Below are 16665 nucleotides of genomic sequence, written 5' to 3'. Positions count from 1 at the left end.
AACAAGAAGGCACCGGCACCCTGTTCGAAGCGCCGCCCATTGCGGAACAGGAACGCATGGTCGAAGCGGTGCTGTTCGCCAGCGCCGAACCGGTGACGATTGGCGACCTTGAAGCGCGGATGCCCCATGGCAGCGACGCGGCGCAAGCGGTTGAAATACTTCAGAAACGCTATGAGGGCCGTGGGGTGCGCGTGGTCCGCGTGGGCGAGGCGTGGGCCATTCGGACGGCCCCTGATCTGGGTTTTCTGATGCAGAAAGAAACGGTTGAGACTCGCAAGCTCAGCCGGGCCGCGATCGAAACACTGGCTATCGTGGCCTATCACCAACCCTGCACACGGGCCGAAATCGAAGAGATCCGCGGTGTGTCGGTGTCTCGCGGAACTATCGATCAGTTGCTTGAGATGGAGTGGATTCGTCTGGGCCGTCGCCGCATGACACCGGGCCGTCCGGTAACCTTTGTGGTGACGCCACAATTCCTTGACCATTTCGGGCTTGAGAATGCGCGTGATTTGCCGGGGTTGAAGGAATTGCGCGCGGCTGGCTTGCTGGAAAACCGGCCTCCACCGGGCACGATCCCGCTGGGCGATGGGCGCGAGGACGAAGCAGACGAAGACCAGACCGAACTGTTCGAGGAAGAGTGATCAAGCGGCCCTTTTGTTGTCACTTGAGCCCCCTATGTTGAACGGCAGGAAACGGAGTTGAGCAATGAACGCCAATCGGATCATCGACATGATCGTGCGCCAGATCATGCGCCGCCTTGTCAGTAAAGGTGTGGACAAGGGCTTTGACGTGGCCAGTCGTATGGGAGGCAAACCGGATCAGCAATCCGGGGCTAACCGCAGGCAAACCAACGGTCTTCGCCCTTCGCAAAATCTGAGACAGGCGCAGCGGATGACCCGGCAGATGCGCCGGTTCATGAAGTTCTAACCAACTGCCTTGAAATGCTTGGACAGCTTCAGCCCCTGTCCCTGATAGTTTGACGCAATGCCGGCGCCGTATAGCTGCGTGGGCATCTCGGCCATCTTTTCATAAACCAGCCGTCCGACGACCTGGCCGTGTTCCAGCACAAAAGGTGCTTCGTGGCAGCGTACCTCAAGCACACCGCGCGATCCGGCGCCACCGGCTTCAGCGTGGCCAAAGCCCGGATCAAAGAAACCGGCATAGTGCACCCGGAATTCGCCCACCATCGCCAGATAGGGGGCCATTTCCGCGGCGCACATCGGCGGGATGTGGACGGCCTCGCGGCTGACCAGAATATAGAACGCGCCCGGGTCCAGTATGATGCGGCCATCGCTTGTGCGCACTTCTTCCCAGTATTCCTGCGGGTCGTATTCGCCGATACGGTCCAGATCGATCACGCCGGTATGCGGCTTGGCGCGGTACCCCACCAGATCGGTATCTGGCAGTTGCAGATCGACCGAAAAACCCAGCCCATCCTGTATCACCGCCGGACCATCGACCAGCGGCGAGTCGTTGTGCAGCGCCGTTAGTTCCGCGTCGCTGAGCACGGCCTGTCCTTGCCGGAACCGAATCTGGTTCAGCCGCATTCCCGGACGTACCAGAACCGAGAAGGAGCGGGGGCAGATCTCAGCATAAAGCGGTCCGGTATAACCAGCCGGAACCCGGTCGAACTCGGTGCCGCCATCGGTGATGGTACGGGTCAGCAGGTCGAGCCGCCCAGTCGAGCTTTTGGCATTGGCGACGGCAGTCACGTTCTCGGGCAGGGCCAGCGATTCCATCAGGGGCACCAGATAAACGCAGCCCTTTTCCAGCACAGCGCCGTCGGAAATGTCGATGCGGTGCATCTCAAACTCGGCCAGACGGTCGGCGACGGACCGCCCTTCGCCCGCCAAAAATGATGCGCGCACGCGGTAAGCCACTGTTCCCAGACGCAAATCAAGGCTGGCTGGTTGGACCTGAGCGGGAATAACCTCGGGGCTGGCGGTGATTTCACCACGCGCAATCATGCCTTCGATCTGTTGGTTTGGGCATACACCTGTCATTCCGATCCCCCCTGGTGCCAGAGCGGGATCTGGCCTGTCTGCCATAAACGTCGGTGTGATTTGGTCGGGCTAGCAGGACTCGAACCTGCGACCTTCCGTCCCCCAGACGGACGCGCTACCAGGCTGCGCCATAGCCCGACGTTGAGGTGTTCATAAAGACTTTCCCGGCAGGGGCAAGAGGAAATCATCGCCTTTTTTTCTTATCCCGCCGATCGGTTTTCAATGCGGTTTAGAACGGCGCGCAGGTCCTTTGCCACCGGTGCGATCTGTTTCAGCAACTGGTCGTCAAATTCGGTTCGATTCCATGCCTGCGTCGCGATTCCACCCAGCAGGGGCGCTTCATCCAGATACTCCGGCTCGGCCTTTGGTGCGATCTGTTCCGGTGTTTCGGGTTTGGCCAGCGACGCTTCTGCCGTTGGCTCGGGGACGGATTCGCCCAAGTCCAGAGTGATCTGTTCGCTGGCCGGGTCAGGCTTCGCGGTGAAGGGGACGACCACGCTGTCGTTCTTCGAAGTTTCCGGCTCTGCCACCTCGTCCAGCCCCTGCGACAGCGCCGCGACATGAGCCACGCCCTGTTCGCGCAGGATGCGTTGAACACCCTTGATGGTGATACCGTCCTCATGCAGCAGTTTTTTGATACCGCCCAGAAGGCGCATGTCGTTGGGTCGGTAGTAGCGTCGACCCCCGGCGCGTTTCACTGGTTTGACCTGACTGAAACGGCTTTCCCAGAATCGCAGGACATGAGCCTGAACGCCCAGCCAATCCGCAACTTCACTGATTGTGCGAAACGCGTCGGGGGACTTGCTCATGACCGTGCCGTCCTGATCTTACTTGCGGTTCCCTGCGGCGACGCGATCCTTCATCAGGTGCGACGGGCGAAAAGTCAGTACGCGACGGGGTTGAATCGGAACCTCTTCGCCGGTTTTGGGGTTGCGGCCGATACGCGCGGTCTTGTCCCGAACGCTGAAGGTGCCAAAAGACGAAATCTTGACCTGCTCGCCACGCACCAACGCGTCGGACATGTGGTTCAGAACGCTTTCTACCAGCTGCGCACTTTCGTTGCGTGACAAGCCAACCTCGCGAAAGACGGCTTCGCTCAGATCCATTCGGGTCAGTGTTTTATCGCCCATACCTTTTCCCCTGTTGATACCAAAGAATACGGCGTGGGGAAATTCGCTGTCAATATCAATGAATTGCGGGCGTGTGTGTAAGCCGATTTGCGCCGGTTACCAGCGTAAGACGACGGCTCCCCAAGCCAGACCGCCTCCGATGGCCTCAGTTACAATCAGATCACCTGACTTAATTTGGCCGCGCTGCTTGCCGACTGACAGCGCGAGGGGAATCGATGCAGCCGATGTGTTGCCGTGGTCCTGTACCGTGACGACCACTTTATCCATCGGCAGACCCATTTTTTTGGCGGTGCCCTGAATGATGCGAATATTGGCCTGATGCGGCACGATCCAGTCCACTTCCGCGCTGCCGAGGCCGGCAGTCCCTAGCGCGGTTTCCGCAGTTTTCGTCAATTTTTCAACGGCATGGCGGAAAACCTGATTACCTTGCATCCGCAAATGGCCGGTCGATTGGGTCGATACGCCGCCATCCACATAAAGCAGGTCCTTGTACCGACCGTCCGAATTCAGATCGGTCGCCAGAATGCCGCGGTCATCGGACGTGCCTGCACCCTCTTGCAGTTCAAGAACCAGAGCACCGGCGCCATCGCCGAATAGCACACAGGTCGATCGGTCGGTCCAGTCCATGATTCGCGAGAAGGTCTCGGCCCCGATCACCAGCACACGTTTTGCCTGACCCGACAGGATCAGGGCGTTGGCGTTGCTGAGTGCAAAGACGAATCCGGCACAAACGGCTTGAACGTCAAACGCAAAGCCCTTGGTCATGCCCAACCGGGCCTGAACCATGGTTGCGGCAGACGGAAAGGTCAGGTCGGCAGTCGAGGTCGCCACGATGATTGCATCGATATCGTCCGCTGCCAGGCCTGCATCGGCCAGCGCGGCCTCGGCCGCTTTGGTAGCCAGATCCGAGGTGGATTCATCATCGGCAGCAAAATGGCGGCGTTCGATACCCGAGCGGGTTCTGATCCACTCATCCGTTGTATCGAGCGTCTTTTCAAATTCGGAGTTCGGAACAACGCGCTCTGGCAAATAGTGTCCGACACCTACGACAACTGAACGGCCTGCCATGCTTGGGTACTGCCTTTTTTGTTATTCGCCGGCCTTTGGCGGCGTGTGGGCGGCATCTTGTGCAAGCTCGGCTGTCGATGCAACCCGTGCCGCCAATTTTTCGGCAAAGCCAGACTGGGCCAGAGTAAAGGCCAGTTTGACTGCCGCTGAGACTCCGGTGGCATCCGCGCCACCGTGCGACTTGACCACGGTTCCGTTGAGGCCAAGGAAAACTCCGCCATTCACACGGCGCGGGTCGATACGTTTTTTCAGACGATTTAGCGAAGTAATCGCCAACACAGAGGCCAACCGGGACAACGGAGAGTATTTGAAAGCTTGGCGCAGCAGGTCGCCAATCAGGCTGGCCGTGCCTTCACCCGTCTTTATCGCGACGTTGCCGGTAAACCCATCTGTGACAACCACATCTGCTTTATCACCGGGAATGTCGCTGCCTTCAACGAAGCCGACAAAATCGAAATTCGCCTGCTCTGCGAAATCCGCGATCATCGCGTGCGCTTCTTTCAGCTCAGAGCGGCCCTTGTGTTCTTCGGTGCCGACATTCAGCAGACCGATGCGTGGACGTTCCAGCGCCATGCCGTTGCGGGCATAAGACGCGCCCATCAGCGCATATTGCAGCAAATCCTTGGCGTCGGCGCGCACGTCGGCACCCACATCCAACATCACGTTGAACCCCTGCGGGTTGCGCGACGGCCACAGAATCGCAATCGCAGGACGGTTGACGCCCGGCAATTTGCGCAGCCGCATCATCGACAGCGCCATCAGCGCGCCGGTATTGCCGCAAGACACAGCACCATGTGCTTCGCCTGCGCGCACCGAATCCAGCGTTGACCACATCGAGGTCTGCTTGCCGTTGCGAACAACCTGGCTGGGCTTGTCCTCCATCGTGACCACATCAGGGCAATCACGAAAAACGACGCGCCCTTGCAGGACACGCCGTTTGGCGACAAGTTTGCGCAGAACCTGTTCAGGCCCGTGCAGGACGAACGCGATATCGGGGTTCTTGTCTGCCGATTTGGCAATGCCCGCAACCACGGTTGCGGGCCCCGAGTCCCCGCCCATAGCGTCAACCGAGATGGTAATCCGTCCGGCGTGCGAGGGCTGTTCAGTCATGCCTTGCCTGCGCTTTTAAAGGCTTAGGCCGCGTCTTCGTCCAGATCGATTTCGTCGGCTTGTGCGACGACTTCACGATCATCGTAGTGACCGCAGGATGCGCAGACGTGGTGCGGGCGCTTCAGCTCGCCACAGTTCGGGCATTCGTTCGGGTTTGCAGCAACCAGAGCGTCGTGTGCGCGGCGGTTGTTGCGACGCGACTTGGAAACTTTGTTCTGTTGGACGGCCATGGTCTCAACCTTTGTCTACTGAGGGTCAGCAGATTCGCCGCCGACCGGGTTTCATTCTTCGTTTTTCTCGTGGTTTGACGCGCGTTTAGGGTACGAGCCCTACGTTGTCCAACCCAAATTCCGATGAGCGCGCGAAAATACTGCGATTCTCGACATGTTCAAGCGATTTTTCTGAGCGCCTGCTATGACAGGAAAACAGACCTATGTCACTCGTCTTTTTTCAACGCATCGCGCAAACCTGCCAACCCGGCAAACGGCTTGACGTCTTCATCGGTCATCGCCTGTTTTCCCGGCTCGGTAAAGTCGGCCTGACCCAGCTCAGCGCCTTCTTTGCGCGGGTATTGGGGCAGGGCTAGCGAAAGGGCCTCGACCATAACAAGCGCCGGGTCGATCTCGGCGCCCAGCTGTTCGGTCTCGTCCCCTTCGGGGATTTCGAACTCGGGCTCTTCAGGATCGACCCATTCTGCAACAAAAATCCGTGTGACGGGAATGTCGATGCGGGTGGTCACCGGTTCCAGGGTCACGACGCAGGGCTGAATCACCGTGGCGCCCAATTTTCCGCTCAGCGCCCAGTCTCGTTTGCCCTGTGCCCTTACGTCACCCACAAAGCTGAGCTTGCGTAGGCCAAGCAGGCCCAGATCGTCCCGGATTGCCTCCAAAGCCTTGCTGTCCGGGCGCAAGTCAAAGGGGGTGGCTGCGTTCTGGGGCAGGTCGGCCACCCGCAGAGATGTCTGGTTGCTCATTCGTGACCCTTTCCTGTGTTGAACCGGGGCGGCGGTTTGATGTAAGCGGATAGGGCCCGCATAGGGTCAAGGCAAGAGGGTGTAAATGTTGAAGGTTGTGAACAGGTTGAATCCGGCGTCCAAAGCGCTTGCCTTTGCGGCCTGTCTGGCTGTGGTCACGGCTTGTACACCCATCTACAAGAATCACGGCTATATGCCGCCCCCTGAGGATCTTGCTGAGATCAAGGTGGGCGTCGACACCCGAGACACTGTTTTGGAATCCGTTGGCGCACCCAGCTCCTCCGGGGTGGTGCGCGATTCCGGATTTTATTACGTACGGTCGCGCATCCGTCATTATGGTCCGAAAAAACCCGAAGTGGTTTCGCGCGAACTGCTGGCGATCAGCTTTGATGATCGTGGGGTCGTTCGCAACATCGAACGGTTCGGGCTTGAGGACGGCATCGTCGTTCCGCTGGATCGCCGCATTACCGAATCCACCATTCAGGGGCAGGGCCTGATACGTCAGTTGTTGGGTAACATCGGCAACTTCAACCCTGCCAACATCCCAGGAGCATCTCAGCAATAACAGCCACATCTTGATCTGTTCACACGACAGTCACACATACTGTGGTACTGACGCAGCAAGACGTAACGGGTTGGCAACCGCGGAGGATGCAACCATGACACTATTGCTTGGCAAAGGCCGTTATCGCGCCCGTCTGGCGCAATCGTCGCAGGATGTGGCGTCTGCACAGCAGTTGCGGACATTGGCTTTTGGCACGGACCAGATCGATCAGGACGATTTTGACCCGGTCTGCGCGCATATTCTGGTGGAAGACACACGGGAAGGCGGGCAATTGGTCTGCTGTTTTCGTATGCTGACCATGGAGAATGGCTTCGAGGTCACTCGCAGTTATTCGGCGCAATTCTACGACCTTTCTGCTCTGGAAGGGTTCGAGGGGCGGATGGTCGAGATGGGGCGGTTTTGCATTCATCCCGATTGGACCGACCCTGACATCCTGCGCGTCGCATGGGGGGCGATGACGGCTTATGTCGATCAGAACGAGGTTGAGATGCTGTTTGGCTGTTCCTCTTTTGCCGGAACCGAGACCGAGGAGTACCTGGACGCGTTTGCCATGTTGAAACACCGGCATCTGGCTCCGAAACGTTGGCTGCCACGGGTGAAGGCTCCGAACGTGTTCCAGTTTGCCGCGCGTTTACGTCTTAAGCCGGATGCGAAAAAGGCGATGCTAAGGATGCCGCCTTTGCTGCGCACCTATCTGATGATGGGCGGTTGGGTCAGCGATCATGCGGTGGTGGACCGCCACATGAATACGCTGCATGTCTTCACCGGGCTTGAAATCGGCGCGATTCCCCCGGCGCGCAAGCGTCTGCTTCGGGCTGTGGCAGGGTAATCGCCGTTGACGACTGGGACTTGCCGGTTTAGCTGGCGGGCATGGCGAGAATTCCTTTGTTGCAGATGTCCGGCATTTCCCTGACCTTCGGGGGCGATCCGGTGTTTTCCGAGCTTGATCTGGTGGTTCAACCGGGTGACCGCGTGGCGCTGGTCGGGCGGAACGGGTCCGGTAAATCGACGCTGATGAAAGTGATGGCCGGTCTGGTTGAACCGGATCACGGCGACATCGTGATACCTCCGGGCAAATCCGTCGGCTACATGGAACAAGACCCCGGCATGGAGGGGTATGCCACGCTGGGTGATTATGCCTCTAGCGGGTTGGAACCAGGTGAGCTGTACAAGGTCGAGCGCGCCGGTGAGGGGCTGAAGTTCGATCCCTCGCGTGCAGTTGAAACTGCTTCGGGCGGGGAACGGCGGCGGGCGGCGTTGGCCAAGCTGATGGCCGAGGCGCCGGACTTGATGCTGCTGGACGAGCCGACCAACCATCTCGATATCGAGGCTATCGCGTGGTTGGAGCGCGAGCTGGGTTCGACTCGGGCGGCCTTCGTGCTGATTTCGCACGACCGGGCCTTTCTGCGCGCGTTGACACGTGCGACTTTGTGGATAGACCGCGGCGCGGTGCGGCGGCAAGAGCAGGGGTTCGATTCCTTTGAGGCTTGGCGCGATAAGGTCTGGGACGAAGAGGATCAGCAGCGCCACAAGCTGAACCGCCTGATCAAGTCCGAGGCCAAATGGGCCGTCGAAGGCATCAGCGCCCGCCGCAAACGCAATCAGGGCCGGGTTCGCGCATTGCAGGCGTTGCGGGCCGAGAAGGCAGCGCAGATTAAGCGGCAGGGTTCAGCGGCGATGACGCTGGAGGCCGGACCGAAATCCGGGCGAAAGGTGATCGAAGCCAAGGGTTTGGCCAAGTCTTTTGGCGGGCAACAGATCGTTCGGAACTTTGACCTGTTGGTGCAACGCGGCGACCGCGTGGCCTTTGTGGGCCCCAACGGTGTGGGCAAAACGACGCTGTTGAAGATGCTGCTGGGGCAGGAACAACCGGATGAGGGCTCGGTCACACTGGGCACCAATCTTGAGGTTGCGGTGTTTGACCAGACCCGCGCTCAATTAGACCCAGAGATGAGTCTTTGGGACAGTCTAACCGGCGACCCCGAGATGCGGGTGTCGGGCAAGGCCGATCAGGTGATGGTTGGCGGTCAGCCCAAGCATGTGGTCGGCTACCTCAAGGAATTTCTGTTTGACGAGCGGCAAGCAAGAGCGGCTGTTAAGTCCTTGTCCGGCGGTGAAAAAGCGCGGTTGCTGCTGGCCAAGCTGATGGCCAAATCCTCGAACCTCTTGGTGTTGGACGAGCCGACCAATGATCTGGATGTGGAAACGCTGGACCTGCTGCAGGAATTGCTGGACGACTATGACGGCACCGTCCTGCTAGTCAGCCACGACCGTGATTTTCTGGACCGGGTTGCCACCACGACCATAGCGATGGAGGGCAATGGCCGTGCCACCGTTTATGCCGGAGGGTGGTCGGACTACATAGCGCAGCGCGGTGATCTTCTGCCGAAGAAAGACGAAAAAACAAAATCTTCCAAGCCAAAGATAAAGCAAGAGGCTCAGCAGAAATCCGGTCTGTCCTTCTCGGAAAAGCACCGGCTTGAGAAACTGCCAGCCGAGATCGAACGTCTAGAGGCCGAGATCGGCAAGCTGGAAGAACTCATGTCCGATCCCGAACTCTTTACCCGCGAGCCGGTCAAGTTCCAGAAAGCGACCGAGGCACTGGTTGAGCGGCAGGAAAAGCTGGCCGCTTCTGAGGAAGAGTGGCTGATGTTGGAAGAAAAATCCGAGGGCGCTTAGGGTCGCGGACGGGCAGGGTTGCCCACCACAGTTTCTTCGGCTGCGATGTCTTTTGTCACGACGCTGCCCGCGCCGATGGTGGCGTTGTCACCGATGGTGATGCCAGGCATCAGGATAGCACCGCCGCCGACCCAGACATTTCGGCCAATAGTAACGGGTAGACCGATTTCCAGACCCTGGGCCCGCTCAGCCGGGTCTTTGGCGTGCTGGGCGCAATAGATCTGCACGTGCGGTCCGAACATCGTGTCGTCTCCGATCCGCACAGGTGCCGTGTCCAGAACCACGCAACCGGCGTTGAAATAGACCCGTGCGCCGAGGTGGATGTTCATGCCGTAAGCGCAATGGAACGGGGCTTCGAGAAAACAATCGGTCCCGGCATCGGCAAACAGGTCCCGCAATTCCGGTGCCATCGCACCGCGGTTATCGGGCAGGCAGGTGTTATGCGCGTGAACCGCGCGCCGGGCCTGCGCGCGCAGGGCTTCCAGTTCCGGGTCCAGACAGCAATACCACTGCCCGGCCTGCATCTTCTCCCTCTCGGTCATGGGCCAGACTTACCGCATCCGCAGGGCGCCGTCGATGCGGATGACCTCTCCGTTCAGGTAACCCATCTCGACGATGAACCCAGCCAGCCGCCCGTATTCACCCGGGTCGCCCAAACGGGCCGGGTTGGGGACGTCGGCGGCCAGTTGCTGTTGCACCTCTTCGGGCAGGCCAGCCAGCATGGGCGTCATGAAAATGCCAGGCGCGATGGTCATCACCCGGACACCGGTCGAGGCCAGATCGCGCGCCATCGGCAGGGTCATGCCCACCACGCCGCCTTTCGAGGCCGCATAGGCCGCCTGTCCCTTTTGCCCGTCAAATGCCGCGATCGAGGCGGTATTGATGATAACGCCCCGCCCACCGTCTGCTTCTGGTTCGTTCTTTGCCATCTCGGCCGCAGCAAGGCGCGAGACATTGAATGTGCCGACAAGGTTTATGTCGATAGTACGTTGGAAAGCGTCCAGAGGGTGCGGGCCATCTTTGCCGACCGTCTTGATGCCATAGGCAATGCCTGCACAGTTTACGGCGGCTGTGATCCGGCCCATCTTGTCCATTGCATGCGTGATCGCAGTCGCGACAGATGCCTCATCGGTTACGTCCGTTTTGGCGAAATGCCCGCCGATTTCCGCTGCAACCTGAGTTCCGCGCTCAGCGTCTCGGTCCAGAATGGTGACCTGCGCGCCCTGATCCGCGAAATGGCGGGCGGTGGCCTCACCCAAGCCCGACGCGCCGCCCGTGATGATCGCGGCTGTGGTGGACAGATGCATGACGGTCTCCTCCGGTTTTATGAACATATGTTCAATAACCTTATCAGCAGAGAGATGTCTACAGATTTGCGACCAAGGCACGTTTCCCCAAGAGCGCTGCGTTTTCTGAAGGTTTCTTCAGGCAGCGTTTAACAACTCTTCACGGGCAGTCGCCATCTCGTGAATGAACAAACAGTTACGATCGTGTGTTAAGAGTTCAGGAGGTGCCAAATATGGTAAAAAGTAAGAAAAAAGTAGTTGGTGTTTTGGTCTCTGCACCGTTTGTCGGACTTTTGACGGTTAGTGGAGCGGCTGCAGCGCCTGAAACCTGCAATTGGCAAACTGCCAGAGACTATGCAAATGCAGGGGACTATGCAGCGTTGTGCGATTGCGCACAGGTTACGCCGAGTTTCTTGGATCGTTTGCAACGACGGGCGGATTTCGAAACAACTTTGAATGTGACCGGGGCGCAGTGTCCTGGTTTAGCTGCTTTGTTGACTGACTTGCCGACAGGCTCAACCGGCGTGCCTGGCAATCCTGGCGAAAACCGCAGCAGTGATCAGTTTGCGCAGTTTGACTCGGACAATGGGAACGACTCGGGTTCAAGCACGGGGGGTGGCAACCCGGGCAACGGCGGCAACACTGGCGATGGGAACAGCGGCAACACTGGCGGTAAGAATAATAGCGGTGGCGGCAACGGCGGCGACGATGGCGGTAGTCCGGGCGACGGCAAGGGCGGCGACGGTAAAGGTGGCGGCAAAGGCGGCGACGGTAAAGGTGGCGGCAAAGGCGGCGACGGTAAAGGTGGCGGCAAGGGCGGCGACGGTAAAGGTGGCGGCAAGGGCGGCGACGGTAAAGGTGGCGGCAAGGGCGGCGACGGTAAAGGTGGCGGCAAGGGTGGCGACGGTAAAGGCGGCGACGGTAAAGGTGGCGGCAAAGGTAAAGGTGGCGGTAAAAAGTAACCGCACAGATGTGCGCCCTGAGGTGAGTGCAAAACAAAACGGCCACCCAACTGGGTGGCCGTTTTCAATGTTGTCTTAGGCTCTGATCAGCCCAATTGCACCAACGCATGGCGTTTTTTGCCCGCGCTCAGCTTGATCGGTGAGGACAACGCGCCCGCATCGATCATCAGCCCGGCATCGGTCAACGGCGCGTCGTCCAGTTTGGCGCCGTTTTCGGCGATCAGGCGCTTGGCCTCTTTCCCGGACTTCGCCAGCCCCGATTTAACGATCACCTGCACGATGGACATACCGTCGCCCAACTCCTCCGGGCTGAGCGTCAGGGTGGGCAAATCGCCCCCTACGCCGCCTTTTTCGAAGACTTCGCGCGCGGTGGCTTCGGCGGTTGCGGCAGCAGCGGCACCGTGGGCGAGAGTAGTCACTTCGTTGGCTAGACGGATCTTGGCCTCGTTGATCTCGGACCCTTGCAGGGCACCCAAACGGTCGCATTCATCCACCGGCATTTCGGTGTAGAGCTTCAGGAACCGCCCGACATCGGCGTCGGTGGTGTTGCGCCAGAACTGCCAGAACTCATAGGGCGAGCGCATGTCGGCGTTCAGCCAGACCGCTCCGTCCTGAGATTTACCCATCTTCTTGCCGTCGCTGGTGGTCAGCAGCGGCGAGGTCAGGCCGTAAATCTCGTGATCCAGCACGCGGCGGGTCAGGTCGATACCGTTGACGATGTTGCCCCACTGGTCCGAACCGCCCATCTGCAGAACGCAGCCGTAACGGCGGTTCAGCTCAAGGAAGTCATAGGCCTGCAGGATCATGTAGTTGAACTCGAGAAAGCTCAGCGACTGCTCGCGATCAAGCCGTGATTTCACCGACTCAAATGAAAGCATCCGGTTGACCGAGAAATGCCGCCCGATATCGCGCAGGAAATCAAGGTAGTTCAGGCCGTCCAGCCACTCGGCATTGTTCAGCATCAACGCTTTGTTTTCGGCGTCGCTGTCAAAGTCTATAAAGGCTGAGAACACCTTTTTGATGCCAGCGATGTTCTCGTCGATCTGTTCGGGGCCCAGAAGGGGGCGTTCATCGGCGCGGAAGGACGGATCGCCCACCTTTGTGGTGCCGCCGCCCATCAGGGTGATCGGCTGGTGGCCGGTTTTCTGGAACCAGCGCAGCATCATGATCTGGATCAGGCTGCCCACATGCAACGACTTGGCCGTTGCATCAAAGCCGATATAGGCCGACTTGCATCCACTCATCAGCGCTTCGTCAAGGCCCTGATAATCGGTGCAGTCGGCGAGAAAGCCGCGCTCGATCATCGTGGCGATGAAATCCGATTTGGGATGGTAGGTCATAGCGTGCCCTTTGGGTTGAAGTTGCGGGGCACTGTATAGGCGGCGCTTTAGGCAAGGAAAAGGCACCTTTTCACGGAAAAGCGCGCTGACGTCAGCTTTTGGTAGGGGGCAGGCGGAAGGCATAGACCATCGCGATCACGTTCAGCACCGCCAGCGCCAATATCGGCGTCACTGGGTCGTGCAGATGCGCCACCGCACCGAGGATCGCGGCAAAGACCATCCCGATCAACCCGGCGCTCACATCGCCGAGGGCGACCAGATAGGGCCGCTCTTTTTCCGAGGTCATTTCGATGATGTAGAGGTAGCGCCCGTAGATCACGCCATTCCCGCCCAACGACAGCAGCAGAATGACCAGTGCATAGATCCAGACATTCTGCGCATAACCCATGAAGGTGAAGACCAGAGCCATAATAGCCGAAACGGCCGAGATCAGGCATCCCAACCACATCACTGGCTTGACCGAGATGCGACCACTGAGCCAGCCCCAAATGATAGAGCCGAGCACCATCCCAAGACTGGCGGCCATAACGAAGTAGCTCAGAGAGTGTTTGGTTCCGACATGAAACGTTGCCGCATGGATCGTGTAGAATGGCATCGCCAGTTCCACCGAGACAAAGATCAGCCGCGCCGTCAGGAACTTGCGATACCACTCATAGGCCATGCCGGTTTTGAACCCGGTCACCAATTCGGCCAGCGGTTTGGGCTTCTGTGTCTTTTCGGGCGCGCGGGCCTGTTCCTCTTCCAGCAGGCGAACGCCAGCAAAGCTGACGCCAGCGGCGAACATGGCAATGACCCCGCACCACAGCACAACGATGTGGCGCTGCATGGGTTCTTCCGAGGCCAACAGGTCGCGGGTAATCCAGACAACAAGGATGGCCAGAATGCCCGAGATCGTGGCCTGCGCAAACACCATCCGGTTGCGTTTTTCATTGGGGACAGAAATACCGTAGATCTGACTGGTGCCCAGGCTGGTGATACCCTGACACAGCCCCATGATCAAAGCGGTCGTCAGAAACAGCAGCACGATCATCACATTAGGCAGATCGGTTGCAAACAATGCAACAATGGCCAGAATCGCTGCGGTCAGGATGTTGGGGACGTAAACCGCAAGCTTGGCGCGGGTCACCCGGTTGATAAACGGAGACATGAATATCTCGGCGATCAGCCGCGACCCGGTCACGAAGGGCAGCAGCAGTCCGGCGAAAAACGTTGGCGCCCCCAAGGCCAGATACAGGAACGGCAGCACCAGATTGGGGTTCACCAATTGCCCGCCAATTGTCGCCAGCGACCCGGACCAGAAGATCAGCTGGTAATTGCGCCCCTCGGCGGGTTGTTTGGGTGTCTCAGTGTCCGTCATGGCTGTCCGTTTGGCATGCAGATGTCGACAATGGTTACTCAGCCCGGGCTTTCGCGCAACTCTCTCGACGGATTGGTTGTGGTTGCAGGCGCGCACATGGCGACAAAAATACACGCGGAAGGTGCGTTCTGTCTTGCTTTTGAACGCGCAAAACGTGCAGGTTTAGCGCGCCGCGTCGCACAGCCGACGCCAATAAACACAAGAGGTGAGCGTGAACCGGGCCATCAGGAATAGCGGGCCGATCAGAGCCCTGGGTGCGATGTCTGGCACGTCGTTGGACGGGGTGGATACGGCAGTGGTCGAAACAGACGGTCACCGGATCATCAGCTTTGGCCCCAGCGGCTATCGCGCCTATTCCGACGCTGAGCGCGCCGATCTGCGTGCCGCCCTTGGCCAATGGCACGGACCGACTGTGGACAAGGCGGCCGAGCTGGTGACCTTTGCCCATGCCGAGGCGCTGTCCGAGTTCGAAGAGGTCGACCTGATCGGGTTTCACGGCCAGACTCTTGCGCATGAACCCAGCGGGCGCGGCACGTTGCAAGTGGGCGACGGCAAGGGGCTGGCGCAGGCGCTGGGCGTGCCGGTCGTCTGGGATTTCCGCACCGATGACGTGGCGATGGGAGGCGAGGGTGCTCCGCTGGCGCCGTTCTTCCATTTTGCTTGCGCCAAATGGATCGGTGCGACCGAGCCGCTGTGTTTCCTGAACCTCGGTGGGGTCGGGAACCTGACCTATGTGGACCCCGGCTTTGACGGGCCGGAAATCCCTGGCGCGCTGCTGGCCTTCGACACCGGCCCCGCAAATGCACCTGTGGACGACTTGATGCAGGCCCGGCTTGGATTGCCGATGGACCGCGACGGCGCTGTCGCGCGGGGCGGGACGGTCGAAACCGGCGCGCTGGAGCTGTTTCTGGCCGAGCCGTTCTTTACTCGGATGCCGCCCAAATCGCTGGACCGCAACGACTTTGCCGAGATGATCGGGCTGGTGCAGGAACTCTCAGATTCCGATGCCGTTGCCACTCTGACCGGTATGTGCGCGGCAGGCGTGGTGCAGGGGATGGAGCACTGCCCGAAACCGCCCTCGCGCGTGTTGGTGACTGGGGGTGGACGCCACAACCCGGTGCTGATGGAGATGCTGCGCGTGTCGCTCGATTGCCCGGTCGAACCGGTCGAGGCCGTGGGGTTAGACGGAGACATGCTCGAGGCACAGGCCTTCGCCTATCTGGCCGTGCGGGTCGCAAGAGGATTGCCAACCTCATGCCCGGGTACGACCGGGGTCAAGGCGCTGGTTGGGGGTGGAGTGCTTAGCGCTGTAGGGAATTCAGGTAATCTACGGTGAACTCGGAATAGCCTTCCGAAGTCGATTTCAGATGTGACTGGGTCCACTCATGCAAGGCCGGTAACTGATGGAACGGCACGTTCGGGTAGGCGTGGTGCTCGGCATGGTAGGGCATATTCCAGGCTAGAAAGCGAATGATACGGTTTGTGAAAGTCGTGCGGGAATTTTCGAGCATGTTGGCAACGGGCGGGCAAAGCCCGTGTTCGGCCAGAAGGTAAAGGCGAAGGAATGGCTTACCGAGCAGAACAGGGAAAACCCAAAGCCAGAACATAAGCGACGAATACAGCAGGCTGATACCAGCGAGGGCGTAAAGCCCCAGCAATAGGCGCGCTTCAATGCGCATGGCGCGGTGTTGGCGGGCTGGCAGGTAGGGCGCGAAGATCCTGCCCACAGCGTTTGTCGCCAGAACTTTTGCCATTCCGGTCCAGTACGGCCAGCCACTGAGGTAGACCAGCAGATCAACCCTATTCTCTGGTCGCGGTTTTCCCGCAAGTTCCGGGTCTTTTTCAGGATGATTGGTCCACTTGTGATGCGCCAGATGAAAATACCGAAACCACGTAAAGGGCAGGGCGATTGGGATGGAAACCAAATGCCCGATCACTTCGTTCAAACAGCCAGTGCGAAAAGGCGTCTTGTGCGTGCACTCATGGCTGAGGGTGAACAGGAAAACCAACAGGACGCCCTGAGGCAGGATGAGCAGGGGCCAAAATGGGGCCTTGGTCGCGATGCAAACCGACGTGCCTGTCAGCACAACACCATAAAGCGCAAGATGCCTGAGTCCGGCATAGTTCGACCGCCTTTGCAGGCTGTCTTTGGCATCTGGCGGGATAGACGCTATCAATTCGCGGTGATCCAT

General features: G+C 59.2%; 19 protein-coding genes and 1 tRNA gene. 7 read left to right on the top strand and 13 right to left on the bottom strand.

All coding sequences use genetic code 11. The features are described 5' to 3' along the window. Positions 1-56 precede the first annotated feature (56 nt). Positions 57-641 carry an SMC-Scp complex subunit ScpB gene (scpB, locus tag GOW98_RS00680; RefSeq protein WP_437436847.1) on the top strand — a complete coding sequence of 195 codons (585 nt, stop codon included), beginning with the start codon at positions 57-59 and terminating at the stop codon, positions 639-641. 64 nt (positions 642-705) lie between these two features. Beyond that, positions 706-927, top strand: a complete 222-nt coding sequence (locus GOW98_RS00675; protein ID WP_170329056.1) for a hypothetical protein — start codon at positions 706-708, stop codon at positions 925-927. On the opposite strand, the gene GOW98_RS00670 is transcribed toward GOW98_RS00675, so the two are convergent. The 8 genes from GOW98_RS00670 to GOW98_RS00635 all read right to left on the bottom strand — a co-directional run bounded on the left by GOW98_RS00670 (position 924) and on the right by GOW98_RS00635 (position 6284). Then, a complete protein-coding gene (locus GOW98_RS00670; protein ID WP_170329054.1) occupies positions 924-2003 on the bottom strand; it encodes a 2'-deoxycytidine 5'-triphosphate deaminase in 1080 nt (359 codons plus the stop codon). The two genes, GOW98_RS00675 and GOW98_RS00670, sit on opposite strands and share 4 nt — an antisense overlap. A gap of 61 nt (positions 2004-2064) precedes the next feature. Next, positions 2065-2141 (bottom strand) — tRNA-Pro (locus GOW98_RS00665). Positions 2142-2203: 62 nt separating this feature from the next. Further along, a complete protein-coding gene (locus GOW98_RS00660) occupies positions 2204-2812 on the bottom strand; it encodes a MerR family transcriptional regulator (RefSeq protein ID WP_170329050.1) in 609 nt (202 codons plus the stop codon). An 18-nt stretch (positions 2813-2830) separates the two neighbouring features. After that, on the bottom strand, positions 2831-3133 hold the full coding sequence (ihfA, locus tag GOW98_RS00655) for an integration host factor subunit alpha (RefSeq protein WP_008755922.1): 303 nt from the start codon (positions 3131-3133) through the stop codon (positions 2831-2833). Positions 3134-3229: 96 nt separating this feature from the next. Beyond that, complete coding sequence (locus tag GOW98_RS00650; protein ID WP_170329048.1) at positions 3230-4201, bottom strand: beta-ketoacyl-ACP synthase III; 972 nt, start codon at positions 4199-4201, stop codon at positions 3230-3232. 21 nt (positions 4202-4222) lie between these two features. Then, a complete protein-coding gene (gene plsX / locus GOW98_RS00645) occupies positions 4223-5311 on the bottom strand; it encodes a phosphate acyltransferase PlsX (protein ID WP_170329046.1) in 1089 nt (362 codons plus the stop codon). A gap of 23 nt (positions 5312-5334) precedes the next feature. Continuing rightward, complete coding sequence (gene rpmF / locus GOW98_RS00640; RefSeq protein ID WP_008756996.1) at positions 5335-5541, bottom strand: 50S ribosomal protein L32; 207 nt, start codon at positions 5539-5541, stop codon at positions 5335-5337. Between the two features lie 206 nt (positions 5542-5747). Then, positions 5748-6284, bottom strand: coding sequence for a YceD family protein (locus GOW98_RS00635; RefSeq protein WP_170329044.1), 537 nt, complete (start codon positions 6282-6284; stop codon positions 5748-5750). Between the two features lie 85 nt (positions 6285-6369). On the opposite strand from GOW98_RS00635, the gene GOW98_RS00630 reads away from it, so the two are divergent. From GOW98_RS00630 to GOW98_RS00620, 3 genes are all read left to right on the top strand, one after another. Continuing rightward, entirely contained in the window at positions 6370-6849 is a 480-nt protein-coding gene (locus GOW98_RS00630) for an outer membrane protein assembly factor BamE (protein ID WP_170329041.1), read from the top strand. 94 nt (positions 6850-6943) lie between these two features. Beyond that, on the top strand, positions 6944-7678 hold the full coding sequence (locus tag GOW98_RS00625; RefSeq protein ID WP_170329039.1) for a GNAT family N-acetyltransferase: 735 nt from the start codon (positions 6944-6946) through the stop codon (positions 7676-7678). 41 nt (positions 7679-7719) lie between these two features. Next, positions 7720-9528 carry an ABC-F family ATP-binding cassette domain-containing protein gene (locus tag GOW98_RS00620; RefSeq protein ID WP_254437864.1) on the top strand — a complete coding sequence of 603 codons (1809 nt, stop codon included), beginning with the start codon at positions 7720-7722 and terminating at the stop codon, positions 9526-9528. Here GOW98_RS00620 and GOW98_RS00615 read toward each other — a convergent pair. Next, positions 9525-10070 (bottom strand): sugar O-acetyltransferase, encoded by a 546-nt coding sequence (locus GOW98_RS00615; RefSeq protein ID WP_170329037.1) that lies wholly within the window; start codon positions 10068-10070, stop codon positions 9525-9527. The genes GOW98_RS00620 and GOW98_RS00615 overlap by 4 nt on opposite strands. A 9-nt stretch (positions 10071-10079) precedes the next feature. Further along, a complete protein-coding gene (locus tag GOW98_RS00610; RefSeq protein ID WP_170329034.1) occupies positions 10080-10835 on the bottom strand; it encodes a 3-hydroxyacyl-CoA dehydrogenase in 756 nt (251 codons plus the stop codon). Between the two features lie 470 nt (positions 10836-11305). Here GOW98_RS00610 and GOW98_RS00605 point away from each other — a divergent pair, with 470 nt between their 5' ends. Continuing rightward, positions 11306-11776 (top strand): hypothetical protein, encoded by a 471-nt coding sequence (locus tag GOW98_RS00605; protein ID WP_170329032.1) that lies wholly within the window; start codon positions 11306-11308, stop codon positions 11774-11776. A gap of 86 nt (positions 11777-11862) precedes the next feature. Here the strand turns inward: GOW98_RS00605 and tyrS are convergent, their stop codons facing one another. Both tyrS and GOW98_RS00595 read right to left on the bottom strand, forming a co-directional pair. Beyond that, positions 11863-13116: a tyrosine--tRNA ligase gene (tyrS, locus tag GOW98_RS00600; RefSeq protein WP_170329030.1), complete on the bottom strand. Its 1254-nt coding sequence runs from the start codon at positions 13114-13116 to the stop codon at positions 11863-11865. A gap of 91 nt (positions 13117-13207) precedes the next feature. Continuing rightward, positions 13208-14473: an MFS transporter gene (locus tag GOW98_RS00595; RefSeq protein ID WP_170329027.1), complete on the bottom strand. Its 1266-nt coding sequence runs from the start codon at positions 14471-14473 to the stop codon at positions 13208-13210. A 259-nt stretch (positions 14474-14732) separates the two neighbouring features. Here GOW98_RS00595 and GOW98_RS00590 point away from each other — a divergent pair, with 259 nt between their 5' ends. Then, positions 14733-15809: an anhydro-N-acetylmuramic acid kinase gene (locus GOW98_RS00590; protein WP_217359267.1), complete on the top strand. Its 1077-nt coding sequence runs from the start codon at positions 14733-14735 to the stop codon at positions 15807-15809. Here the strand turns inward: GOW98_RS00590 and GOW98_RS00585 are convergent. Further along, positions 15775-16665: a fatty acid desaturase gene (locus tag GOW98_RS00585; RefSeq protein WP_170329023.1), complete on the bottom strand. Its 891-nt coding sequence runs from the start codon at positions 16663-16665 to the stop codon at positions 15775-15777. The genes GOW98_RS00590 and GOW98_RS00585 overlap by 35 nt on opposite strands.

This window comes from Ruegeria arenilitoris (genome assembly GCF_013032445.1).
GTDB classification, from domain to species: domain Bacteria; phylum Pseudomonadota; class Alphaproteobacteria; order Rhodobacterales; family Rhodobacteraceae; genus Ruegeria; species Ruegeria arenilitoris_F.
This window is presented reverse-complemented; position numbering and strand designations above follow the sequence as displayed.